General features: G+C 44.5%; 16 protein-coding genes. 5 read left to right on the top strand and 11 right to left on the bottom strand.

Going from position 1 to position 25,893, the window contains the following annotated elements:
* Nucleotides 1-52: 52 nt before the first annotated feature.
* Nucleotides 53-2,686 (top strand): EAL domain-containing protein, encoded by a 2,634-nt coding sequence (locus FLAVO9R_RS10060; protein WP_159530937.1) that lies wholly within the window; start codon nucleotides 53-55, stop codon nucleotides 2,684-2,686.
* 480 nt (nucleotides 2,687-3,166) lie between these two features.
* On the opposite strand, the gene FLAVO9R_RS10055 is transcribed toward FLAVO9R_RS10060, so the two are convergent.
* The 7 genes from FLAVO9R_RS10055 to FLAVO9R_RS10025 all read right to left on the bottom strand — a co-directional run bounded on the left by FLAVO9R_RS10055 (nucleotide 3,167) and on the right by FLAVO9R_RS10025 (nucleotide 11,451).
* Nucleotides 3,167-4,147 (bottom strand): transposase, encoded by a 981-nt coding sequence (locus FLAVO9R_RS10055; protein WP_159530935.1) that lies wholly within the window; start codon nucleotides 4,145-4,147, stop codon nucleotides 3,167-3,169.
* A 177-nt stretch (nucleotides 4,148-4,324) separates the two neighbouring features.
* The gene (locus tag FLAVO9R_RS10050; RefSeq protein ID WP_159530933.1) at nucleotides 4,325-5,269 is read right to left on the bottom strand and encodes a hydroxymethylglutaryl-CoA lyase; all 945 of its coding nucleotides are present in this window, start codon (nucleotides 5,267-5,269) and stop codon (nucleotides 4,325-4,327) included.
* Nucleotides 5,270-5,283: 14 nt separating this feature from the next.
* Nucleotides 5,284-7,374 carry an acetyl/propionyl/methylcrotonyl-CoA carboxylase subunit alpha gene (locus FLAVO9R_RS10045; RefSeq protein WP_159530932.1) on the bottom strand — a complete coding sequence of 697 codons (2,091 nt, stop codon included), beginning with the start codon at nucleotides 7,372-7,374 and terminating at the stop codon, nucleotides 5,284-5,286.
* Nucleotides 7,371-8,165, bottom strand: a complete 795-nt coding sequence (locus tag FLAVO9R_RS10040; protein WP_159530930.1) for an enoyl-CoA hydratase/isomerase family protein — start codon at nucleotides 8,163-8,165, stop codon at nucleotides 7,371-7,373. Before FLAVO9R_RS10040 ends, FLAVO9R_RS10045 begins: the two co-directional genes overlap by 4 nt.
* Before the next feature lie 17 nt (nucleotides 8,166-8,182).
* Complete coding sequence (locus FLAVO9R_RS10035; protein WP_159530928.1) at nucleotides 8,183-9,790, bottom strand: carboxyl transferase domain-containing protein; 1,608 nt, start codon at nucleotides 9,788-9,790, stop codon at nucleotides 8,183-8,185.
* Nucleotides 9,791-9,877: 87 nt separating this feature from the next.
* Nucleotides 9,878-11,047, bottom strand: a complete 1,170-nt coding sequence (locus tag FLAVO9R_RS10030) for an isovaleryl-CoA dehydrogenase (RefSeq protein WP_159530926.1) — start codon at nucleotides 11,045-11,047, stop codon at nucleotides 9,878-9,880.
* The gene (locus FLAVO9R_RS10025) at nucleotides 11,044-11,451 is read right to left on the bottom strand and encodes a MerR family transcriptional regulator (protein ID WP_057792458.1); all 408 of its coding nucleotides are present in this window, start codon (nucleotides 11,449-11,451) and stop codon (nucleotides 11,044-11,046) included. The genes FLAVO9R_RS10030 and FLAVO9R_RS10025 overlap by 4 nt, the downstream gene beginning before the upstream one ends.
* A 268-nt stretch (nucleotides 11,452-11,719) precedes the next feature.
* Between FLAVO9R_RS10025 and FLAVO9R_RS10020 the strand changes: the two genes are divergently transcribed.
* Together FLAVO9R_RS10020 and FLAVO9R_RS10015 are read left to right on the top strand one after the other, a co-directional pair.
* Nucleotides 11,720-12,895, top strand: coding sequence for a thiolase family protein (locus tag FLAVO9R_RS10020; protein WP_159530924.1), 1,176 nt, complete (start codon nucleotides 11,720-11,722; stop codon nucleotides 12,893-12,895).
* A 330-nt stretch (nucleotides 12,896-13,225) separates the two neighbouring features.
* Complete coding sequence (locus FLAVO9R_RS10015) at nucleotides 13,226-14,686, top strand: diguanylate cyclase (RefSeq protein ID WP_232370623.1); 1,461 nt, start codon at nucleotides 13,226-13,228, stop codon at nucleotides 14,684-14,686.
* A gap of 69 nt (nucleotides 14,687-14,755) precedes the next feature.
* On the opposite strand, the gene FLAVO9R_RS10010 is transcribed toward FLAVO9R_RS10015, so the two are convergent.
* Complete coding sequence (locus FLAVO9R_RS10010; protein WP_159530922.1) at nucleotides 14,756-16,411, bottom strand: FapA family protein; 1,656 nt, start codon at nucleotides 16,409-16,411, stop codon at nucleotides 14,756-14,758.
* A gap of 148 nt (nucleotides 16,412-16,559) precedes the next feature.
* Nucleotides 16,560-17,993 (bottom strand): exodeoxyribonuclease I, encoded by a 1,434-nt coding sequence (gene sbcB, locus FLAVO9R_RS10005; RefSeq protein WP_159530920.1) that lies wholly within the window; start codon nucleotides 17,991-17,993, stop codon nucleotides 16,560-16,562.
* 167 nt (nucleotides 17,994-18,160) lie between these two features.
* Between sbcB and FLAVO9R_RS10000 the strand changes: the two genes are divergently transcribed.
* Together FLAVO9R_RS10000 and FLAVO9R_RS09995 are read left to right on the top strand one after the other, a co-directional pair.
* On the top strand, nucleotides 18,161-21,748 hold the full coding sequence (locus FLAVO9R_RS10000) for an ATP-binding protein (protein ID WP_159530918.1): 3,588 nt from the start codon (nucleotides 18,161-18,163) through the stop codon (nucleotides 21,746-21,748).
* A 251-nt stretch (nucleotides 21,749-21,999) separates the two neighbouring features.
* Nucleotides 22,000-22,419: a CBS domain-containing protein gene (locus FLAVO9R_RS09995; RefSeq protein WP_159530916.1), complete on the top strand. Its 420-nt coding sequence runs from the start codon at nucleotides 22,000-22,002 to the stop codon at nucleotides 22,417-22,419.
* A gap of 108 nt (nucleotides 22,420-22,527) precedes the next feature.
* On the opposite strand, the gene FLAVO9R_RS09990 is transcribed toward FLAVO9R_RS09995, so the two are convergent.
* Nucleotides 22,528-24,882, bottom strand: a complete 2,355-nt coding sequence (locus tag FLAVO9R_RS09990; protein WP_159530914.1) for a phytase — start codon at nucleotides 24,880-24,882, stop codon at nucleotides 22,528-22,530.
* Complete coding sequence (locus FLAVO9R_RS09985) at nucleotides 24,875-25,861, bottom strand: purple acid phosphatase family protein (protein ID WP_159530912.1); 987 nt, start codon at nucleotides 25,859-25,861, stop codon at nucleotides 24,875-24,877. Before FLAVO9R_RS09985 ends, FLAVO9R_RS09990 begins: the two co-directional genes overlap by 8 nt.
* Between the last annotated feature and the right edge of the window lie 32 nt (nucleotides 25,862-25,893).

Genomic DNA, 25,893 nt, shown 5'->3' with positions numbered 1-25,893 from the left:
ATCAGTCGATATTGGGCGAACGTGGCTCTAGTAATCAAGTTTGGTTTCAAATATGTCTTATAAACAACAAGAAAATAATGGCCCGGCAGTATTGCCAGTAAAAGATCCTGAGGAATTGGAGGGTTATCTTAATGCGTTTTTGGACATATCAGTTGACCCTGTATTTATTAAAGACGGGGAGGGTAAGCTTTTAGTTGCTAACAACGCCTTTTGTGAGCTTGTAAACGTTTCTCGAAAAAAACTCATTGGAAAAACCTTCTCAGATACAATCTACCCACAAGAATTGGTGAAGTTGGCGCACAGCGATCAGCATGTAATTGATACCGGAGAAGATAAAGTCATTGAGCAAACCCTGCAGGGCAAGGGTGACAAAGCAAGGGTAGTACTTGCTAAACTGAGCCGATTTGTAGACCGCAATAATAGACGATTTATTGTTGGTGTTATCCGAGACGTTACCAAACGCAGGCAGAATGAGTTAAGGGAAACAACGCGCAGTGAAGTATTAGAACTCATTACCAGCGGAGAACCTCTAAAAAAGGTGCTAGATGCCATTGTCAGCGTGGTTGAGCTTAATAACCCAGAAATGATGTGCAGCATCTTAATCCTCGAGGATTCAGGGGGGCATCTGCGCAACGGAACCGGAAATAGTCTTCCTAAATTTTATACCGATGCTATTGATGGCGTAGAGATAGGTATGGGTGTGGGTTCTTGTGGCACAGCGGCGTTTACTAACGAACGTGTTATTGTTGCAGATATACAAACCCATCCTTATTGGAAAGATTTTAAAGACTTAGCGTTTAGCGCTAATTTAGGCGCTTGTTGGTCTGAACCCATTCGTTCTACTCAAGGCGCAGTACTTGGTACTTTCGCTATTTATCACTCCAGTATTAATTGCCCATCTGATTCTGATCTTGCGTTAATTGAACAAACTGCCAGTTTAGCGAGTATTGCCATCGAAAAAAATCGTTCCGAAGAGACATTAAAGCGTGCTGCCAGCGTTTTCACTCATGCGAACGAAGGTATTATTATCACAGACGCTTCCGCCATCATTATTGAAGTGAACGATACACTTTGCCGCATTACAGGCTACAGTAAATCGGAAGTGCTAGGGAAGAACCCTAAAATTCTTCAGTCTGGACGCCACAGCGCGCAGTTTTATAAAAACATGTGGAATACGCTTAATACTGATGGGCACTGGAGAGGTGAGATTTGGAATTGTCGTAAGGATGGTGAAGTTTATCCTGAAATGGTCACAATCAGCGCCGTCAAAGACTCGGAAGGGCAGGTGCAACATTATGTGTCACTCTCAACTGACATATCAGAAATTAAGCTCAATGAAGGTAAGTTAGAACGAATAGCGCATTATGATCTGTTGACCAACTTACCTAACAGAGTGTTACTTGCCAAGCGCCTTAATCAAGCCATTAAGCACAGTCAGTTACAACAAAATTCACTGGCCGTCGCATTTATGGATTTAGATGGATTTAAAGCGATTAATGATAATTACGGGCACAACATCGGTGATCAGTTTTTGGTTGAAGTCTCCAATGGCTTAAAAGCTAGTTTAAGAGCGGGAGATACAATTGCACGTATTGGCGGTGACGAATTCATTATTATTATGGTTAACTTGGATGAGTTTAGTGATTGTGAGCATGTCTTAAATCGACTTCTTAAATCTGCCTCTGCACCAGTCAATATTGCCGATGCGGTTATGCAAGTGTCGGCCAGTATTGGTGTGACTGTTTTCCCTCAAGATAACGTCGATGCGGATCAGTTAATACGCCACGCAGACCATGCCATGTATATTGCAAAACAGGGGGGTAAGAACCGATATCACCAGTTCGATTTAGAGCAAGATAACGCGATTAATACCTATAACAAGAGCATTGATAATGTACGCGTTGCGTTGGATCGCAAAGAGTTTGTTTTACACTACCAACCGAAGGTGAATATGAGCTCTGGTGAAGTGATTGGTGTAGAAGCTTTGCTCCGCTGGGAGCACCCTGAAAGCGGCTTAATTCCACCGCTCGAATTTTTGCCAGTTATTGAAGGGCACGGTATCAGCTTGGAAGTTGGAGAGTGGGTTATTGATGCCGCTTTAACACAAATATCGCACTGGCAGAAACGCGGTATTTCATTACCCGTAAGTGTGAATATTAGTGCACATCAATTGCAGCAGGACAACTTCACTTCTCGACTAGAAACACTTTTAGCGGCACATCCTGACGTAGACCCAGGCTATTTAGAGCTAGAAATTCTGGAAACCAGTGCACTGCAAGATACCTTTCAGGTATCTTCAACAATGAATGCGTGTCACGATTTAGGGGTGAGCTTTGCTTTAGATGATTTTGGTACTGGTTACTCATCACTTACTTATCTAAAACGTTTGCCAGCTTACTTAATTAAAATTGACCAAAGCTTTGTGCGAGACATGTTAGATGACACTGATGACTTAGCGATTGTTGAAGGTGTGGTGGGATTAGCAAAAGCATTTAAACGAGAAGTGATTGCGGAAGGCGTAGAGTCAGTTGAGCACGGCGTTGCCCTTATCCGCTTGGGGTGTGTGTTAGCGCAAGGCTATGGCATTGCCAAGCCTATGGCCGCTAATCAAGTTTCTCTATGGCTAACTACCTGGGAAGCTAATGAGTCGTGGTTGGCTTTAAGTGATAATCGAGAACCTGCTTGAATCCAGAATTCTCAGGCATTATAAGAGTTATCAAGACACCCATCTTATTAGGGTTAACCGTTAACAGCGTTAACGGGACACCCACCTTAAGAAGGTTATCAGGGCAACCTTAGCTTATAAGACTACCTAATTTTACGAAGACACCCATGTTTACATTTAAACAGGAGTTGTGGTGAAAATATAAAAGATATGAGGACACCCACCCTAATACAGGTTTAATCTCAACCCTGCTCAAGGAAATACAGTGGGTGTCTCGTTAGTTCTGTTAGCCGAGCAGAAGTTTAAAATCTACCAAGCATTTAGCTTGGCGATTATTTATAGATGCGATGAGGTTACTTAGACAGTTTGAAAAGGAATAATAAGGCCGTAGTGTAACAACTAAGGTAGGGCTACGAATTAACTTTTGACGATAAAGGGCTGCTGAGTCAACAAAGGGGATTTTTTGCCATTTAACTCATATCCGCGGACAAAAGATGGTAACTAGCTTGCGTTGGAAAGCAATTTTGCGTTCTTTATTCCTCTTGCTCGCTGCCGATTGGTATTTTGCTTAAACCTCCTCATTGTGACTTCACACCCAGCTGCATAACTAAATAACTTTTCGAAGCTAGTGGTAAGCGTCTGCCAGTGAATCTGTTTTATCCCTAATCTAGACAATATCGGGGCGTAATTGCTATTGATGTAACCTGGTTTGTCATCACGAATGATTCTTCCCATTGTATCGACGAGTTCAAGGTAATCGGTTAGGCCAATGGGTAATAGTTTGGAGTCGTGTTGTTTACACTCCCCTGTAAACGGTAGCAATTCAGAAGTATTCGAATTGCACTTCATTGCCTGTATTCGTGAGTAAATACTGGTGTACCTAGCGTTTTCAGGCGTGGTCGCAACCTTGGCTCTAACGGGGTTTAAGTCTACATAGGCCATACAGGAAAGGAGGGCGCTTTCATTCAACAAAGCTTGAGATTTAAATCTTCCCTCCCAAAATCGCCCCGTGCACTCGTCTTCTGTATTTGCCGCCCTAGCAATAAACTCATTTAGATTTCGCATAAACCAACTAATGTCATACAGACGCCCACGGTAAATTTCAGCAGTATCGGTTACTGCTTGTATTTCGGCTTCCGAGAGGGGCTCACCTTTAAGGAACCTTTGACTGAGCAGGGTGCCTTTATGAATACGGTGCCACTTGGTTAGTACTTCTTCCTGGCTCCAGGTATGTGCGCTTTTTTTGTCAACATGCAGGACTACATGGACGTGATTACTCATTACCGCATAAGCACAAATATCAATGGAATACACCGATACTAACTCTAATAATCGGCGCTCTACCCAGCCTCTTCGATGTTCGAAACTTTTGCCAGAATGCTGATCAATGCCGCACAGGTAGCATTGTCTAACGCAGCGAGAAACACAATGATAGTAAGGAGTATCTGCAAGACTGATTTGGCTGCTTCTTGATTGCGGCACGGTCAATATCCAGTAAATTCGTATATCACCATGCTAGCAATCAATGAAAATTGATGAACCTGTATTTTAGGCGTGAATTAATTGAATTGCCCCTTTATTTTACGAAGGATGGCTTGCTGGTAGTGACGTTGCCAGCGATGGGTGTCTTGGTAGCGCTAAATGCCGAAGAAAGTGAATCTAATTTATCTTGGCAAGCAATGCATTAGCTACCTTAGACACTGGTTTTCTGCCTAATAAAGAAGAGATGAATTCAGTAGCAACAAGCAGCTTATCCATACTCACATCAGTTTCGATTCCAAGTCCATTAAGCATATATAGAACGTCTTCCGTCGCCACGTTTCCGCTCGCGCCTTTAGCATAAGGACATCCCCCAAGTCCTGCCACAGCGCTATCTATGCTCGCTATACCGTACTGCAAAGCGGTGTAGATATTAACTAGTGCTTGACCATAGGTGTCGTGAAAGTGAACGGCTAAGTCGGCAACAGGCACGTGTTGGCAAACTTGCTCGAGTAAACGAGTTGTAGACGCAGGAGTACCGGTTCCTATGGTGTCACCAAGTGAAATTTCATAGCAACCCATATCACGTAATGCCTTGGATACCAGTGCTACCGCCTCGCTAGAAATTTCTCCTTCATAAGGGCAGCCCATCACACAAGATACGTAGCCCCTGACTGGGATTTTATGCGTGTTTGCGGCCGCAATGACAGGCTCAAATCTTTTCAAGCTTTCACTGATTGAGCAGTTTATATTTTTTTGAGAAAAAGATTCGGACGCAGCACCAAATATAGCAACTTCATCAGCGCCAACAGACAATGCTGCTTCGAATCCCTTCAGGTTAGGAGTTAACGCAGAATAGATAACTTCTTTAGCTCGGCTAATTCCATTGAAAACTGCGTCAGAATCTGCCATTTGAGGAACCCATTTTGGGGAAACGAAGCTGCCCGCTTCAATACGTTTTAATCCACTTGCGCTAAGCAAATTAACGAGGTGTATTTTGTCTTTAGCGCTAAGAATCGCCTTTTCGTTTTGTAACCCGTCACGGGCACCAACTTCCACGATACTCACTTTCGAGGGAAAGTGAGTCGTTTGCTTAGTTGTCGAATTTGCAATGGGTGTCTTCATAACGGTTTCCACACTCATTCACCTTTCGGCTCAGGATCAAAATCAATCAACACTGAGCCGCCATCTACTAACTCACCAGGTTGATAAAAATAGCCACGTACCACACCGTCGCAAGGTGCAGCAATACTGTGTTCCATCTTCATTGCTTCCATAATAAGTAGCGGCGCATCTTTTGTAACGCTAGCACCAACCTCAACCAAATGAGCCACCACGGTACCATTCATTGGTGCATCTAAACTCGCACCATTTTGATTGTCATCGTCATCTCCTATATCAGGCGTTACCACCTTGAAATGACAGTTCGAATCTTGACCAAATAAGCCAAATTGCCCTTCATTGTTCGAGAAATGATAGGTACGCCCTACACCATCTACAGAGGCAATTAACTTATCACCAACAAGATAACCAGTTGCTTCAAAGCTTTCGCTATCCGTGCTCACCTTAAGAAAAGTACCCTTTTGATTCAGTGTGTTACCTGAATTGGTAATGTGCCTTATTGTGAGCGAGTGGAGTGCATCATTCACTATAACGGAGAGGGATTCTTGATATTCCATGTTGGGGCGCCATGCGCCAACAACCCCCCAAGGTGAGGGGAGTCCATCGTTCGCCGCATCTTGATTGCGTGAAAGTACAGTTAGTAGTGCAATAGCAGGAAGCTCAGCAACAGCTGATTTACTCTGGCTGCTGAACAGGATGTCAGCGTGTTTATCAATAAAAGTTGTGGTTAGTTCTGCGTTACTGAACGGTGTACTCGACGCCACGTCGATAAGGAAATCAATATTCGTGGTTACGCCGTCAATATGGTATTGCTTTAGTGCGCTAACTAATTGTTTTAATGCAGATTCCCTGTCCTCACCCCATACAACGAGTTTAGATATCATCGGGTCGTAATAAACACTAATGTCGTCACCTTGCTGCACGCCGGTATCGATACGGACTTTACTTGCTGAGCCTTGGCTAGATAACGTGGGTGTCTTGTTTAGCGACTGGCTGTTTTGATAGGAAGCCGGGCTTGCTAACATGGGTGTCTTGATAAGCGAGAGCGTGCCGCTGGCGGGCAGAAAATCATTGTTGGGATCTTCCGCGTAGATGCGCGCTTCGAATGCGTGTCCCGTTAGCGTTAATTCTGATTGGGTCTTGGGCAGGGTTTTTCCTTCTGCGACATCAAGCTGCCAGCGAACCAAGTCTTCACCGGTAATCATTTCCGTAACAGGGTGCTCTACTTGCAAGCGGGTATTCATTTCCATGAAATAGAACGAGCCGTCTTCGTCATACAAGAACTCAACGGTTCCCGCACCTACATAATTAATCGCTTTTGCTGCTTGAAGGGCCGCTTCGCCCATTTGCTGCCGAATATTGGCAGGAAAATTAGGAGCAGGTGCTTCTTCTATGACTTTTTGATGACGACGCTGTACAGAGCAGTCACGTTCAAATAGATACACGCCGTTACCATGGGTGTCACAGAAAACTTGTATCTCAACATGGCGAGGGCGAGTGAGGTACTTTTCAACCAGCATATGCTCATCGCCAAAGCTTGCCATCGACTCTCTTTTCGCTGCACTTAGCGCCGCCGAAAACTCGCTTTCTTTCCACACCTGACGCATACCTTTACCACCACCACCGGCAGCAGCTTTAAGCAACACAGGATAGCCCATAGCATCACTGGCTTGCTTTAAGGTAGCCTCATCTTGATCATCTCCGTGATAACCTGGCACCAAAGGCACGCCAGCACCTTCCATAATTTTCTTGGCCGCAGATTTAGATCCCATGGCTTCTATGGCAGACGCGGGTGGGCCTACAAATATAATATCGTGCGCGGCACATGCCTTAGCAAAATCGGCATTTTCAGATAAAAAACCATAGCCAGGATGAATGGCATCTACACCAAGCTTTTTGGCGTATTCAATAATTGCAGTACCGCGCAAATAGCTATCTTTCGAGGGGGCAGGGCCTAAATAAACCGCTTCATCCGCCTGTAAAACGTGTAAGGCATTTGCATCAGCGTCTGAATAAACCGCCACTGTTTGAATACCCATAGCTTTAGCTGTACGCATCACGCGACATGCAATTTCGCCGCGATTAGCAATAAGTAGTTTTTTAATCATGATCGTTTCTCCTGCCACGCTGGGGGGCGTTTTTCGATGAAAGCCCCTAAGCCTTCTTGTCCTTCTTGCGAGGTTCTTATTTTGGCAATTTGCTTGCTTGTTTCATCAAGCAATTCGGCATTAATAGGAGCATTGGCAACCTGTTGCACTAAGGCTTTGGCTTGCGATACCGCCACGGGTCCGTTTTTTAAAATTTGGGTGACAATATCGTCTATTGTGCTATCAAGTTCATCTTCGGTCACAGCCTCGCTAAGCAGTCCTAGCCTCCGGGCTCGGCGAGCAGAAAAGACTTCTGCGGTTTGAAAATAACGTCTGCATACCCGTGCGCCCATGGCTTCTATCACGTAAGGGCTGATAGTGGCGGGAATTAAGCCTATTTTTACTTCGCTTAAACAAAACTTACTTAACTTGCTACCAATGGCAATATCGCAGCAAGCGATAAGACCTACCGCACCGCCAAATGCAGCCCCTTGCACGCGAGCAATTGTGGGCTTCGGCAAGGTGTACAAAGTGTGCAACATGGTGGCTAGCGCCATCGCATCGGTGTGATTTTTAGCTTCATCGTACTGCGCCATGCGCTTCATCCACTCTAAGTCGGCACCAGCACTGAAGCTCTTTCCTTCGCCTTGTAAAACAACGGCGCGAACGCTGCTGTCGTTGCCAGCGCGCGTAAATAGGTTGGTTAATGTGGCAATCATGTCATCGTTGAATGCATTGTGCTTGTCAGCGCGGTTTAGCGTAATAAGGGCAACGTTTCTTTCGTCTACATGATAAGTAACTGCTTGTTCCATAATAAATTCCCCTCAAACTACATGCGAAAGACACCGAAGCGGGTGTCGGGTATAGGTTGATTTAATGCTGCAGATAACGATAGGCCTAACACTGTGCGGGTATCAGCAGGGTCGATAACGCCGTCATCCCATAATCTGGCTGAAGCATAATATGGATGTCCTTGTTTCTCGTAGGTGTCGATAACCGGTTGTTTGATGGCGTGCTCTTGTTCGTCGGTCCAGGCTTCACCTGCACGTTCTTTTTGATCCCGCTTTACTTGAGCTAGTACGCCAGCGGCTTGTTCGCCGCCCATTACCGATATGCGAGCATTTGGCCACATGAATAGAAATCTGGGGTCGTACCCACGGCCGCACATCCCGTAGTTTCCTGCACCAAAACTACCGCCAATTAATACGGTAATTTTAGGGACTTGGGCACACGCAACGGCAGTAACCATTTTGGCGCCGTGTTTAGCTATCCCGCCATGTTCGTACTGTTTACCCACCATGAAACCAGTGATGTTTTGTAAAAATACGAGGGGAATCTTACGCATTGCACACAATTCAACAAAGTGTGCGCCTTTAAGTGCACTTTCGCCGAATAAAATGCCGTTATTGCCGATGATGCCCACCGGATAGCCGAAGATGCGCGCAAATCCACACACTAACGTAGTGCCGTATAAGGGTTTAAATTCATCAAAGTCTGAATCATCTACTACCCGAGCGATAATTTCTCGCACATCGTAAGTTTGTTTTGAATCGGCAGGCACAATGCCGTAAATCTCTTTAGCATCGAAGCGCGGGGGCTTCGGCTCTGCCACATCTAATGCAACATGTTTGGTACGGTTAAGCCTAGAAACTGCATTTCTTGCAAGAGATAGTGCGTGATGATCGTTATTGGCTAATTGGTCTGCTACCCCTGAAATTCGGGTATGCACGTCACCGCCGCCAAGCGCTTCGGCAGTTACCACTTCACCTGTCGCTGCTTTCACTAGTGGTGGTCCACCTAAAAAGATGGTGGCTTGCTCTTTTACAATTATGCTCTCATCTGCCATGGCGGGCACGTAGGCACCGCCAGCTGTGCATGAACCCATCACCACAGCAATTTGTGGAATATTCTTTGCCGACATATTGGCTTGGTTAAAGAAAATACGGCCAAAGTGTTCTTTGTCGGGAAACACTTCATCTTGATAGGGCAAGTTCGCACCGCCTGAGTCTACCAAGTAAATACAGGGCAAGTTATTTTCTTCGGCAATGGTTTGTGCGCGTAAGTGCTTTTTCACGGTAAGCGGATAGTAACTGCCACCTTTTACTGTGGCATCGTTCGCCACTATCATGCACTCAATACCTTCCACGCAACCTATCCCCGCTACTACGCCCGCGCAGGGTACATAATCGTCATACACATCCCATGCCGCCAATTGGCCTATTTCCAAAAAGGGCGTGTTGTCGTCAATTAAGGCGTTAATTCTGTCTCGGGGAAGTAATTTTCCGCGAGATTGATGGCGTTGGGCAGCTTGTGCCCCGCCACCTAATGAAACTTGTTCTATTTTTGCAATCAAGTCGTTTACTTGTGCTTGCATATGCTGCGCATTGGCAACAAAGGTGTCTGATTTTGTATTTATCTTTGAACGTAGAACGGGCATACCCCCTCCTGATTGTTCAGTGCAGCCTTATAAGCCGCACAGTCTTTCGTTAAGAGCAAAAAAAGCTGAACTGACACGTTATAATTATTATTTTGATTCGTTAAACAGTTCGCGGCCAATTAGCATCCGGCGAATTTCTGAGGTACCCGCACCAATTTCATATAACTTGGCATCTCTTAATAATCTGCCAGTGGAATACTCGTTGATGTAACCATTACCACCTAAAAGCTGAATAGCGTCTAAGGCCATCTTGGTGGCTAATTCTGCAGAATACAAAATGGCACCAGCGGCGTCTTTACGGGTGGTATCACCGCGATCGCAAGATTTTGCAACGGTGTACACATACGCTCTTGCCGCGTTCATTTGGGTATACATATCGGCAACTTTGCCCTGAACAAGTTGAAATTGACCAATAGACTGACCGAATTGCTCTCTGTCATGAATATAGGGGACAACCACATCCATACAGGCTTGCATAATGCCCAAGGGGCCTCCAGACAGTACCAATCGCTCGTAATCTAGCCCGCTCATGAGCACCCGTACGCCTTCACCTTCTTTACCCAGAATATTTGCCTCAGGTACTTCACAGTCTTGGAACACAAGTTCACAGGTGTTTGATGAACGCATGCCTAATTTGTCGAGCTTTTGTGCACGGGTAAACCCAGGGAAATCACGTTCTACAATGAATGCGGTGATCCCTTTGGGACCGGCTTGTGGGTCTGTCTTTGCGTAAATCACAAAGGTATGGGCGTCTGGACCATTGGTGATCCACATTTTATTGCCGTTTAAGATGTACTTATCACCGCGCTTTTGTGCACGTAGTTTCATACTCACCACATCTGAACCTGCATTGGGCTCACTCATGGCCAACGCACCAATGTGCTCACCAGACACTAATTTAGGCAGATATTTCTCTCGCTGTTCGTCGTTGCCGTTTCTAAAAATCTGGTTTACGCATAAGTTAGAATGCGCGCCATAACTCAGGCCAATACCCGCTGATGCGCGGCTCACTTCTTCCATTGCTATGGTATGGGCTAAATAACCCATATCGGCGCCGCCAAATTGCTCTGAAACCGTAACCCCCAACAAACCCATTTCACCCAGCTTGGGCCATAATGCGTTAGGGAATTGGTTGTTAGCGTCGGCTTCTTCTGCTAACGGGGCAATTTCATTTTGTGCAAATTGGAAGACTTGATCGCGTAACAAATCAATATCTTCGCCAAGATCAAAATTTAATGTAGGGTAGGAGGTATTCATGCAATTTTTCCTTGTTCTAATTCCGCTAGCTCTTCACGGCATCGTGCTTCTACTTCATCGAGTTCTTGCATCAGGCTTTGAATATCTTCAAGTTGCTGATGAAGTACAGCTCGTTTTTGTGCGGTCATTTCCAACATAGTACCTAGCTGAACAGCGGAGTTGGCGTTGGTGTCGTACATTTCAAATAGGGTTTTTACTTCTGCTAAGGAAAATCCCAGTCGTTTCCCTCTAAGAATGAGCATTAATCTCACTCTATCTTTATTGTCATACACACGGTTTTGCCCGGTACGCTTGGGGCTAAGTAGCCCTTGCTCTTCATAAAAGCGGATGGATCGGTGAGTTATATCGAACTCTCTTGCCAGTTCACCTATGGCGAATACCGACTCTTTCTCGTTGTTATTCATAACACGTACCTTTGGACTGATGTCGTTGTCTTAAGCTGTTTACAAAAAGACTATCCCTGAATGAAAAGGGATTCTTGACACTATATATATTGAGGTTTACGTTAACGTTAATTACCTTTTACGTTAAGGTAAAGTAACATTTTGCTAACGTCAATTTTTCATATGTGAGATAGTTCGCTTATCTAAACATGGGTGTCTACATTTTTATACGAAAGTAAAGTTAGTTGAATATTATTCCATAAATTACAGATGGTTAGGAGTTCAAGTGATGAGTAGTGAAACAGTAGTGATCGTAGCAGCGAAGCGCACACCAATGGGGGGCTTCAATGGAAGTCTGTCTGGGGTGGCCGCCACCGAACTAGGTGCCACTGCCATTAAGTCGGTATGTGATACATTCGATATTAGCCAAGTTGATGAAGTTATAATGGGGTGCGTTTTACCCGCAGGCTTAGGTCAAGCACCCGCTCGTCAGGCATCGTTAGGCGCAGGCCTTCCTCTTAGTGCTGGCGTAACAACCATTAATAAGGTGTGTGGTTCTGGTTTGAAAGCGGTAATGCTGGCTCATGATTTAATTAAGGCGGGTAGTGCTGAAGTGGTTGTAGCTGGTGGGTTCGAAAGTATGAGCAATGCGCCGTATATGTTGCCAAAAGCAAGAACAGGCTATCGCATGGGGCACGGACAAGTACTCGACCATATGATGTTAGATGGTCTTGAGAATGCTTATGATGGCAAGGCGATGGGATGTTTTGCTCAAGATACTGCCGATGCTGAAAACATTACCAGAACTGAAATGGATGAATTCGCGCTTAGTTCGCTTTCAAAAGCCCATGAAGCGATTAACAGTGGTAGTTTTAAAGATGAAATCGTGAACGTGACTATTTCTGGCCGCAAAGGCGATGTAGTGGTTGATACTGACGAAGGTCCAGGTTCTGCGCGGCCAGAAAAGATACCATCCCTTCGCCCTGCGTTTAAAAAGGATGGTACGGTAACCGCGGCAAACTCTAGCTCTATATCCGATGGTGCGGCGGCGTTACTAGTTATGAGTGAATCTAAAGCGCACGCGCTGGGATTAACTCCGCTTGCTAAAGTGGTAGCGCATGCCACACATTCTATTGAGCCAGAAAATTTCACGGTAGCACCTGTTGGAGCGATGGAAAATGTGCTCTTAAAAGCTGGCTGGTCTAAAGATGAGGTCGACCTATTCGAAATTAATGAAGCTTTTGCCATGGTAACGATGTTGGCTATCCAAAAGCTGGGATTAGACGAGCGTAAAGTGAATGTAAAAGGCGGGGCATGTGCGCTTGGTCACCCTATTGGTGCGTCGGGTGCGCGGATTTTGGTCACCTTGCTGCATGCACTTAACCAAAAGAAAGCGAAAAAGGGCATTGCCTCTTTATGTATTGGTGGCGGGGAAGGCGTAGCGCTTGCTGTTGAAATGCTATAAGCATGCTTGATTGACGTCAAAAAAAAGCATGATTTTTAGAAAATGGCACCGCAAACCGGTGCCATTTGTGTTTTAATTATTCTAATAACGCGTTCATTATCCGTCGTTGAATAGGTTCACTTTATTATTGAAAAGTGTCTATTTATTAAACTGTTATTTTGACACTTAGCAACTATGAAACGAAATGGCAGGTAAATTGCCTAAATTTTGGCTGAATGTGCTGGTATCGTGATTTTTTAGTTTAGACCGATGTTGCATTTGCAGGCGCTAAGTTAGATACTCTGGTGTGCGATTTTTCGCATTTTACGTATTTGTATTTAGGTGGTCTTTTTGATTTCTTTCAGGTGTTTACGCCTTGTCTTCTTAGCAATGTTGCTTACGCTTTCTTACTCAGTGAAAATAGCAGCACAAGCGCTTCAACAGAACGTCTCTCAAACGCAATCGACCAATAACACGGCTCCTCGTGAAGTGACGTACTGTGTCGATCCCGACTGGGCACCTTATGAAGCCATACGAAATAATAACCATGTTGGTATTTCTGCCGATTATATTCACACTATTTCAGAGCTGTCTGGCTTAAACTTTAAGCTAGTGCCAACTCAATCATGGGAACAAAGTTTAGCGTTCGTACAGCAAGGGAACTGCCAAATACTCTCTATGCTGAATGTTTCTGACTTTAGAAAACAATTTCTCGATTTCTCCACGCCTTACTTCGAAGCACCCAATATTTTGGTTGCCCGTTCAGGAACACCTATTTTGCAAGGTTACGCAGGTATTGGTCATAGAACAGTTGGGGTAGTGAAGGGTTACAGGCAAGTAGAGTACATATCTAGGCATTATCCAGAGCTAAGGCTGAAGTTAGTGCAAACGGAAAGTGAAGGGCTTGCCGAGCTGGCAAGAGGTGAGATCGACGTTATGGTAGGCTCATTATTAAGCGTAAATACACATATCAATAATCAAAAGATAGATAACGTGAGTATTGTGGGTTATGCCGAGCCGTTCGACTCACTTGCGTTTGGTGTTAATAAGTCTTCCAGCGATATTATTCCTATTTTAAATACTGCGATAGCCACTATCTCAGAGAAGAGAAAGGTTGATATTTATAAGCAGTGGAATAACGTACAGGTTCGCTATGAGCAGGATTATTTCAAATTACTGGTAACTACATGTTTCGTATTGATGGCTATTGTTTGCTTGGTGTGGCGCAATAGAACAGTGTCACAATTTAGGCGTTTAACAAAGCAGAAAAATGACGAAATAGAGTCGTTGCAAACTACGTTGTTAGACAGGAATCGTACCCTAGAGTTTTTGTCAGCCCACGATACACTGACTGGGCTGTATAACCGCAACCATATGATTCAGAAGGCAGAAGAGGAAATCTCCCGCTTCCACCGCTTTCATACCACCGCATCATTAATTGTTGTGGAGATTGGGGGTAAGCGTGATTGTCGGGGCGAATTAAATGAATTCGACAGGGAAAATATTCTAAAGCAGGTGGCGTCTCAATGTCTTGCAACCGTAAGAGAAGTAGATGTTGTGTCACGCTTCACAGGCGAGCAGTTCATCATTTTATGCCCCCAAACTGCCCTAGAAGCCGGACGGGTTCTTGCTAATCGCCTGGTGGAATGTATCGACCAAGATGTGCTTACCGACAATGCCGATATGCAAGTTAGTGCGGGTTTATCTGAACTAAAAGAGAGTGAAAACTTCACCGATTGGTTTGAGCGCACAACAAAAGCGTTGTATCACTCAAAAAGACTGGGCAAGGCGAAAGTTTCAGTCGCAGACTAGCGTGCGATGAAAGCGTTGCTGAGCCCGCTGCGGTTTTAACTAGTAGTGATTAGAGCTTATTTTAACGGTTTAAATGATGGGCTCGTAATGCCATTGATGAGAATCATAATGAATGTGGGCTCTTTCATACTCTCGCTCTGAACGCCAATTACGATTGTTCAATTTTGCTGTTACACCAGGATAGAGTTTCTTATTGGCAATAAGCTTAATATCTTGTTGGTACTGAACTTTCGCATCGCTTATTTCCAGCACTTTCGTTTCAATCCAATCAAGCAACGCGTTTTCGTTATTGAACATTTCAAGCGCTTCTGTCACTTTTGCTTTAAGTTCTTTCGGCACTTTTTTACTTTTCAAAATATCAATTTTTTCTTTGTGCTTGCTGTTGTTTTCACGAAGTTGGCGCACAAGTTCGTCTAGCGCCTCTTTACGTTCAAGTAGCTGTGCAAAACCGGGGCTAAAATCGACTTTGAGCATGCTGCCAGACACTGCACCAAGGGTACCGGCTTCTATCCTATCTTGACTCACAATGTCGCAAGCAAACAAGTTGCCCATAGGTTTGTCTATTTGGCCCACAATAACGGCGCCACCACAGTGAAGTTTGCTATAAGCCAATTGGCGGCCAACGGTAATATTTCCCGAGCACTGAATTTCAATACCTTGACCGTGCTGAACGTGAATGCTGCCTTTCGCTATAAGGTGGCAGTTGAATTCACCTGCATTGTCATTTACTTTCCCCATAGCGCCTTCGGTAATAATGATATCGCCACCAGATTCAATGTGAGCAGACTCTACGAAACCATTTATGGTAACGTCACCTTCTGCTTTTATTTGCATTTTTTCTGTTACGTCACCATTAACCAGCACTGCACCTTCATAATTCACGTGACCCGTACCCACATTAACTCCGTTACAAATATAGGTGTCGTCGATATTCATGGTTTGGTCTTGGTATTTGGGCATACCTGCAATTGATGACACTAATAAATTTTGATCGTCATCGGCCTGAACAGTTCCGGTGCCTTTGCGAAATTCAACCCACTCACCAGGAATTGGAGGTAGCTTGCTACCGCGTACATCGAAACCACTTCTGCCTGAGGTTGGTTCTGTGCGACGAAGAACAGGGGTGTCTACTTTAACGCAGATAACTTCACCTAAGTTTCGCATATCAACCCGCTCACCTTCGTTGGTTTGCGGCTTCAAGATACGTTCAAGAGCATTAGGGACTAAAGGGATAAATCGAGATGAACGGCCATTCCTAGCCGGTAGGCCTTTTGCTACTGTGCGCTCGATAATGGCGCCCGGTGGTGATTTTCGTGCTTCCAGTAACATGGCCTCAATGGCTCTTGTTCCAAGACCGCGATGTACATTGTTTTTCGCTGCTAAAGATTTAATGGTATTTAATGCGGGTAATTTACCACCGTAGGGCGACGTGATCACAAGATTGGCCGCCATTGCATCTTCGGGAATACGAAACTCTATTTCGGCGTTTCTTCGTTCACCAACTCGCTCTTGAACAACAGTATTATCGCCGGTTTTGAAGTAATGATTGGCGGTATCACAGGCCGATTTTAAAGCCGTATCAGAAATGTATAACCGTTTGGTTTCACCGGTTGCTAACTCCGCTTTTACTTGGCGTATGTCTATTTCTTTAGAAAACTCAGACGGGTTTAGCGTCAGGTTTATATAGGTTCTTGTTTTATCGAAGCTTATGGTTACGCCGTTCATTACTACATTCATCCTTTGAGCAGTCTTACTTTCTTTTCTATAGTCAATATCGACCTTAACGCTGCAGACTTAAGCATGTTTATGCATTATCGTAGGAACAATAATGCATTAGACATAAGTTTAATTTAATGCGATTCATTGCGTCTCGTCAAAGGTTTTCGGCATATTGAAATAATGCTCTTAAGATCGCTTGTTTCTCGGGGTCATCAACATGTTCATGAGCAAGGCGTTCTAGCGTGCTCATATAATGCTCGAGCGTAATCGAAGCAGACGAGGTAGAGTCGGTTAAACGCGCTTGTCTATGTCTTTGCCATTTAAGGGTTTCGTCGTAGGTAAGGGTAGACGGGTAATTTCTTGCTCTGTATCTAAACAAAAGAGTCCTAAGCCCTACATGTTGAGTCTCTTCAGCTAATGCGCCAAGCTGTTCTGGGCTTGATTCCAGCACTTTGTCACACCAGTGGCGATCTTCGGTACTTAAAAAACCACCGCTATAAAGGGCGTGGTCGATATCTTGTTCTTTCTCGTCTGCGTCATTTTCGTACACTTTTGACAACTTCATGCCTAATTCACGCTCTTGCGTCAAAATGCGGTAGTTTTCAAGGCAGGTGTCTCTGTCTAATCCTAATCTATGCGCATTATCTTCAGTCATCGCTTTAGCGGTCGTTACAAAAGGAGAGCGGTTAATATGAATAAGCTTCAAGCCTGGGCGCAAGGTATTGGCATCATTGCCAGGCTCTTGGCGCGCGTAAAGTTTAGCTTTTATTTCTTCAGGGGAGTCGTTAAGTAAGCTATCGATAGGCTTTGACAAGTCTACGGCAATAATCGCATTGCTGTTTGTAGGGTGTTTAGCGATAGGCATGATCCAAGTGCAACACCCTTGGCTTGCGGGCAACTTAGCTGAAATATGCAACAGTACGGAAGGCTTAGTTAAATCGAACTGGTTAGCGACATTATGCTTACTGCGAAGCGAATAAGCGTATTCAAACAACCTAGGCTGCTTTTCTTTGATCAACTTTGCTAAGGCAATAGTGGCATGCACATCACTTAATGCATCGTGTGCGTTTTCGTGGCTTATGCCGTTTTCTTTGGTCAGGTGTTCTAGTTTGAAACTAGGCGTACCATCTTCGCGAGTTGGCCAGTTAATGCCATCAGGACGCAGTGCGTAGCATGCTCGCGCTAAATCTATAATATCCCACCGGCTATTTCCGTTTCGCCATTCTCTGGAATAAGGGTCATAGAAGTTTCGGTAAAATAAGAATCTAGCGACTTCATCATCGAAGCGTATGCTATTAAACCCCAAGCTACAGGTGTTGGGTGTCGACATTTCTTGGTAAATTCGCTGCGCAAAGTCAGCTTCGTTAGAGCCATCACGTAAGGTTTGTTGGGGCGTAATACCGGTAACCAAACAGGCTTCAGGATTGGGCAAGTAATCGTTGGCAATTGCGCTCATAATATTAATGGGCTTACCCATAATATTGAAATCCAGATCGGTTCTAATGGCAGCGAACTGACAGGGTAAGTCTTTTTGACCACTGGTACCGAAAGTTTCGAAATCGTACCAAAGAAAGCTAGGTTCGTGCATGTTCTAGGTTACATTATTTGAATAAGTGACATCATGTTGGCAGTGTACACTGCGTGGGTTTGAATACCAAACCTAGCTAATGTAAACGTATTTAATCCATAACTTGCGAATCTGTAAATGTGAAACTAGTTTTTAATGTATATCAGATAATTGGAATGTATTTTACCTTGGCAGCGGTTATAAAACAGAAACTGGGAGCAAAGTATTCCCGACAAATGCTGGGCTTCGCTGTTGTAGGGGCAATCTTGGTTACTGTGATACTGGCTTTTTTATTCGAAAGCAATCTTTCGAAAAGCGTTTTAGATGATGTGTCATCAGAGTTAAATCATCGAACGAGTGAGATAGAGGGGTTTACACAACGTCAAGCGGCTCAATATGCTGATGATTTAAAATTTCTACACGCCACGCCGCCTGTTTCTGGCATTCCCCGTGCAACTGAAAACGCCGGGGTAGATCCTGAAGAAAATACCAGCTTTGACCTTTGGAAAAAACGTTTAGAGACAATTTTTATCGCCTTTATAGAAAATAACGAAGAAGTTGATCAATTACGAATTATCAGCATAGATGATGATGGCAAGGAGATACTACGTGTAGAACGATCGGGCGGCAAAATATCAGCCTTAGCTGATAGGGATCTTCAAGTAAAAAGTACCAGAGATTACTACAAAGAAAGTGCCCAATTATCTCGCAATGAACTGTATATGTCTGGTATCAGCCTTAACCGCGAATACGGCAAAGTGGAGTACCCTTACAAGCCTGTATTGCGCTTATCATTGCCCATTTTTAGCGAAAGCGGCCGAAGGTATGGCTTTATCATCATGAACATCGATACCTCCATTGCGTTAGCTGGCATGGTTCAATTCGTATCTTCTCCCCAGCAGCTGTATCTCACCGATGACGAAGGCTTCTTCATTTTACACCCTCAAAAACGTTTCAGTTTCAGTAAAGACCTTGCGCCAGAATCCACCTGGGAAACGCAATTTGCTTCCCCTGTTTTTGAAGGTGCTAGGCACGCAAATAAACGAGTGGATGGTGTCGTCAGTGAAGTGTTCATTGCGAGTCGCAAAGTGGTGGTAAGCAACTCCCCGGGCAAGAAATTTGTTTACGTGCATATTGCCCTACCGGCTAACATCATTATCGGTTTAATGAATGAAAGGCGATTGGCTGTTTACGGTTTTCTTTTGGCAATGTCTATTTTGTTCGTAGCGGTATTGCTGTTCTTTCACCGAAGTGCCAAAAAGAGCTTTGAACTGGCGGAAGCTCGCGGAGAATCGGCAGCCATTGTGGCAGGGTCTAGCGACGCCATAGTCAGTATGGATATTGCTGGCATAGTGAAAAGCTGGAATATGGCCGCTGAGCGATTGTTTAGACTACCCAGCTCGACAATTTTGAACCATCACTACAGTGCTTTTGCATCTATAAGATCAATATCTTGGGACAAATACCTTAATGCTGAAGTGGCGCTTACTGGCTATTTTCAGGATGAAATTTTATATAAACAATCATCAGGAGTTCAGAATTGCCTAGCTGTTACAGTTTCCCCGATATGGGGTGAGCAGGGGCAATATTCAGGCGTGGCAGTGGTGTTAAGGGACATCACTGAAGAAAGAAATACTCAGCATGCGATTAAAAAAATTAATTTTGAGCTTGAAGAAAAGGTGCAGAGCCGCACTAAGCAACTGGCAGAAGCTCGCGATGAAGCGCAACAGGCTAGCCAGGTAAAAAGCGCGTTTATCTCCAACATAAGCCATGAAATGCGAACACCTTTAAACGGTATAGTCGGCTCACTTAATTTGTTAAAACGTCAGCCTCTTTCTGCTAAGGCGGAACAGCTTGCGGCCATGATGGATGTGAGTTGTAACAACTTGAGTGTTTTAATTAATGACATATTAGATATGTCGAAAATTGAAGCGGGGAAATTAGACTTGAACGTGCAAGCGTTTAATCCTGTGCACTTAATTGAAACCTTATCTTCATCACTGGCTGTAAGAGCCCACAACAAAGGTTTGGAGCTTCTTGTAGATACAACAGGATTAAAAACTGAAACTTTGGTGTCAGATCCACATCGACTCTCTCAAATTATTAGCAACTTGGTGAACAATGCCATCAAATTTACAGAACGGGGACATGTGGCTCTCACCGCGTCACTTCAAAGCACTGATAAGTTTACAGTTCAGCTCCATGTATCGATATCCGATACAGGCATTGGCATTGCAAAAGAGCACCAGTCAAAGCTTTTCTCTGCCTTTACTCAAGCAGACGCCTCAGTCGCTACACGTTTTGGCGGCACAGGGCTCGGCTTATCTATCTGTAAACAGCTCAGTGTGTTATTGGGCGGCGATATTGATTTTTCTTCCACGCAAGGCCAAGGAAGTTCCTTTTCGTTTTGGGTTGCAGTAGATGATGTGTCCTCGAATGATAGTCAGCAAAATTCGGAATTACCTAATAAAATGGATGGGTTACGTTTAGCTGTGTTTGCCCAGTATCCACCGCTTGCAGAAAATATTAAAACCCTAATCACTAGTGAAGGTGCTAGCATTGTAAAGACATATACCGACATCGTCTCATTCGAGGAGGTTTCTTGGGATACCATTGATGTAATAGTCACTGATTACAACAACCCCGTATTGTCGGTAGTAGACGAACATTGGGAAAACTTGGAAAAGCAAATATCCATTCCACACATCTGTATGTTGCAAAGTATTGGAAAGCAAGCCACGTATTACGCCAATTTTACACCCGCTATTTTAACAAAGCCCTTATTGAAATCTGAATTCTTAAAAGTCGTTGATAGCTCCTCTTCTGAGCTAATAGAAAATCAACCTGCACATCAAGTTGAATCGAATGCGACGAATATCGAAAAAGAGAGTATAGCTGGCGCTCATGTGCTGATAGTCGATGATAACGCTATCAATATAGAGGTGGCGAGAGGGGTGCTTGATAATTTGCCCGTTTCGGTGAAAATTGCCAGTAACGGTGAACAGGCGTTAGATATTGTAAAGCAGTGTGAAAAAGAGGGGCATTATCTTCACTGTATTTTGATGGATTGCCAAATGCCCATTATGGATGGGTATGCGAGTACTCAAGCTATTCGAGATGGCCGCGCGGGGCAAGTGCACCAGCAAATCCCCATTATTGCGATGACAGCCAATGCGATGTTAGGGGAAAAGGAAAAGTGTATTGCGGCAGGCATGAGTGACTACGTCACTAAACCTATAGTGGCGAGCATGGTAGAACCTAAAATTATCAATTGGATCCAGTCTACTTACAGCCCGCAATTTTTAGGTAAATCAGTACTGGGCGAAACACACGCAGTACATGGCGAATCCGCAAGTGAAAGTCCCGCTTTGGCAGCGTCATCGAGCGTTACTGAGCCTTCGACATCCTCTTCGATACTCGCTCCATCCACATCACAAGGAAGCGACACGCCCGTTTGGGATAAGTCACGCGCCTTGTCTCGACTTGCTAATAACCAGGTTCTGTTCGATAAAATATGTGAAATGTTTATTGAAAGTGCACCTCGAAAATGTGACGAAATCAAAGCTGCTGTAAAAGACAAAGATGTACCCACCATCAAGTTGTTGTCTCATACTATTAAAGGTATGGCGGGAGATATTGGCGCTGTGCTTGTGCAAAGTCGTTTTAGTCATATTGAGCGATTAGCCAAGGATGAAAAAATGCTAGAAATAGACAATGCATTGCCCGACGCTATTAACGAGGTTTCCGCGATTTTGAATGCGTTAAAACCAGCCTAGGCGAGTGTGCCGTGCGACATTTGTGGTAAGTGCGCAATTTGCTTTAAGCAGCGAGTTAAAATCAAACTTTAGTGAGTGAAATTGAATAGAAAAAGTAGCTGTCAGAGGCATAGTCTACTAGGCTTAAAGCGTGACAAAATAATTTGATTACAAAAACATAACATTGCGTTACATCATTACTATAACAAGCAGTGCCGTTTCGTCTTCACGCTGTATAAATCTAATAAAGACGCCGCGGCTGGGAGAGAAATATGGAATCGTTGCTAGTCAGTGATTATATGAATACTCACCCCGTTAAATTAAATGGGGATATGACGGTGGCCGAAGCCGTAGAGGCTTTGTTGGCATGCGGGCAAAGTGGAGGCCCAGTGATTGATATTAAAGGTAAGGTAATTGGCTTTTTGTCTGAGCAAGATTGCATTGCCCAAATGATAGCGTCAAGTTACTACCGAGAGCAGATTTGCCGGGTGGCTGAAATAATGAAAGCACCGGTTGTGGTTATTAAACCGTATCTGTCGGTAATAGAACTTGCCCAATTACTTATCAAAGATAAGCCTCGCGTTTACCCTGTGGTTGATGACGATGGCGTGTTGGTTGGAAGTATTAACCGAACGGCAGTACTTAGAGCAATAGACGTACAACTTCGATCGGGTTATCAGCGCGCCAGCTAGCATGTGGTGTGTAATTAAGCAGTCCGAGAGTAAAAAAGGGTAAGCCAATTCGCTTACCCTTTTTTTATAGTTTAACTTATTGTTCCTATGGGATTTATCAAAAGTTGGTTACCGAGTACGAGTGATCACAAAAGTACGAATAGCACCTGCTACGTCATCTCCCGCCACTAACTTAAAGTTCTGCCGCTGGCTAGGCATTACGTTTCTTCCATCTTGTACTACAAATAGCCCATTTTTAAATAGCCCACCCAGATTGACGTTTGTGGTTTCAAGCCCATCGGTTTCCGACACGCCATCAATGCCGTTATCATAATTTGCACCAATGCTTACCATACCCATCAAACGGTAAGGTGCCTTGCTTTCATACACGGCGTACTGATTATTGCCTTGGCTAGAAGCAATAAGATAGCGTACACCGTCTACATCAAACAACGACAAGCCTTCGATGTCAGCGGTAACCGGTGCTTCAATCGGAATAATAAGCGTGGGTGTCTGGTTAATCGTTTTATTAAGCATTGATGAGGACTTTGCTTTTACCTCAGAAACATCCAACGCCCATATGCCTGCACTTTCTTCTCCCAAGTAGGCAATTTGCGTATCAGTGTCGACAACGCAACCTTCCGGCTGAGACGGTAAGTGGAAGTCGTGAATCAAGGTGGCAGAAACCAGAGAAGGGCTTGCTCTGTCAGTTTTGCTGTTAGTTTTCGCACTGGCCTTACTATTCACATCTGTGAGAGGGTTCAACTGATAGCGTAAGTACCGGCCATCAGTACTGTTTACTAATACCTGAGTGTGGTTATTTGTTGTAAAGACGCACAGCCCATATATATCGGTTAGTGGGGTAGGGAGGTTGGTGTTAAAGGTTAGCTCACCAGTTTTTTTATCGATGAAAAAGACCGACATGCTATTACTGCTTCGGTTGCTTGCCACCGCAATATCGTGTTCTGGTGCCCAGTCGTATGCCACGCCCACGTTGTTTACGCGTCCTACCTTGTGAGATGCCACTAACTCGCCTTCTAAGTTGTAGGTATTTAGGCTGCCTTTTTTATTAGTGCCAATCACCAAACTTTTTGACGGGTGACTTTTGTTTACCCAAATAGCCGGATCATCTGCTGCATCACCATAATTTTCCACCACATCGGTTTCATAAATAGGCTGCAGTTCTATAGTGGAAAGCATGGGTGTCTTGTTAGTAGATACGTCATCGTTTGTGATGGGTGTCTCGATAGTGAGATTTTCGTTTATTACTATGGGTGTCTTGTTAAGCGTTCTTTTATCTAGAGATGGGGCGCTTTCGTGGCAAGTATTGAGCCTTGCTATAGCTTGGGTGATGTCGGTGGTGAACGTGCTGCCTGAGTTGTCATCGTAAATGTTGGCGTAAACCGTATCGCTTTTTACCGACAGCGCGATATCTTCTGGGGCGATGTTCACATCAAAACCAAAGAAAGTTGTGGCGCAAGTGTTGTGTAGCCACATCCCCTTGTGTTCTGGGCTTACCCATGCGGTAACTTGGCCCTGTAAAACTGGGTTTTCTGACGCTGGCTTGCCCATAATCAAGGTGTGTGCGTCCAGCCCGTTAAGCGTAGCAACACCTTCTACAGGCGTATCGGCTTGGTTGAAAATAAGCGAACGCTCAACCTCAGCTTCTGCATTTGCAGGCATGGCCCATACTCCGGCATACTCGTCAGCCAAGTAAATGGTTGGTTCAACGTGACGTTTATCTCTTTGCGCTGCTCCTTCTTGATCTGCTCCGTAACTAACCCCAAGCGCGCAACTTTTTATACCTGGCCCAATAGCCAGAGTTCGTAAATGATAAACGGTGTGTGTGCTATCGCTTTTATCGGGGAGCGCCAAATATTGGGTGAGCATGCCCAAAGCATCTATATTGATGAACTGCAATTTGCCGCCTATATTTGCGCTACACAACGCTTCTGAATCTTTCACTTCAGTCGCTGATGTTTGGGTAATACTCACAGTGTGGTTTTGGCTATTTTCAGTACCTATTCTGTAGCTGCGAATTTGTTGGCTATTTATATCAAACACCAAGGTGTGAATATAGGCGTTGTTAGTGTGCCCTGATTCGTCAACAGCTAGGTAACTTCCTGCGTCAACAAAGTGGCCTTTTTGCGTCGCGAGCAAATTTTTGTTGTCAGAAACGGTTAAGCCATTGGTTTCGCTTATTGTTATGTTTATTGTTCTGCCGTTTACCTCGAATGTCGCCACCGAACCCATGCCAACAACAGCGGTATTTTCTACTAGCGTGAGGTCGGCCGCAGTTAATACCGCCACATTGTGTTCTTTCAAAGGGGCTGTGTTACTGCTCGCATAATCTAGCAAAGTGCTAGCGATTGTATTTAGCTGCGCGGCAGCAGGGGCACTAACACTTGCCATAGCAGCAAAGCAAAAAGCTAACTGTCGTGTTCGTAAGGTAATCCTTGTAAGTTTGCTTTGCGTGTTATTCATTGCCAGTTCCTATTATTTCAGCGCTAGGCTTTTGTACTTTATGTCGATAAATCACGCCCCCTTTGTGGTTAATAAAGGTAAACCCAAGTTCGTTATTAGTCATACTTACCGCCACAAAGCCCCCCGTCGATTCAGCAAAACGAGTAAAGTCGTAATGTCCTACTGGGCGTACTTCTGAACCTCCACCAGATACAATATGTACCAATGCGTCGTCAGGTAACTGGTTATGCTGCAAATCATGTTCGTGACCCGCTATGTAGGCGTCAACACCGTGCTGGTGTAACAAAGGCTCGAGTACATCTTTAATAGCGCTGGTATTACCGTAGCGCTTTCCACTTGAATACATCGGGTGGTGTCCTATCACAACATTCCATTTAGCGGTGCTCGCTGATAGCATTTTATTTATCCACGCTAATTGCTTTGTTGAGCCTTGTTTATAAGCTTCTTGGTATTTTGCTTCTGTGGCGTAATCTGGATTTAGCGGGTTGGTGTCAATAAATAAAATAAGCGCGGTGGTACCGTCTTTTAGTTCGACGGTTTTACTATAATACTGCGCTGGCATTTCCCAGCGTCGACTTATTTTGCTGTAGTCGATTTGTGCTTGCCAGTTGCCGCGGTAATCATGGTTACCTAACACAGGGTGCCAATCTACGAATAAATGAGGTTGATGGTAAATGTCTTCAAATGAGGTACGCCAGTATGGGTCTTCAACAGACGCCACTCCGTTGTCATAAAAGTTGTCGCCTGTTGTGGCGATGAATTCTGCATCTAGTTGGTAGCTGGCAATGTCCATCCATTTGGCGACATCGCGCTGATAAAAATGGCCATTGCGGCCCCAGTCACCTACAACCAAAAAGGTATAAGCATCGTCTTGTGCAGTTAGGTTGCTAATTTGGTGTTGATGGTAATAATCGTGTGATGTGATTTGCCCTTGGCACGCGAGTGACAAAAAGGCAGCAAGAAGCAGTAATACGCGCATGAATATATCTCTGATGAGGGCGCGCTGTTGCG

The sequence above is a fragment of the Alteromonas sp. 38 genome, assembly GCF_902506055.1.
GTDB lineage: Bacteria > Pseudomonadota > Gammaproteobacteria > Enterobacterales > Alteromonadaceae > Alteromonas > Alteromonas lipotrueae.
Note: the sequence above shows the minus strand (reverse complement) of the source record. Positions and strands in the feature narration are given on the sequence as shown.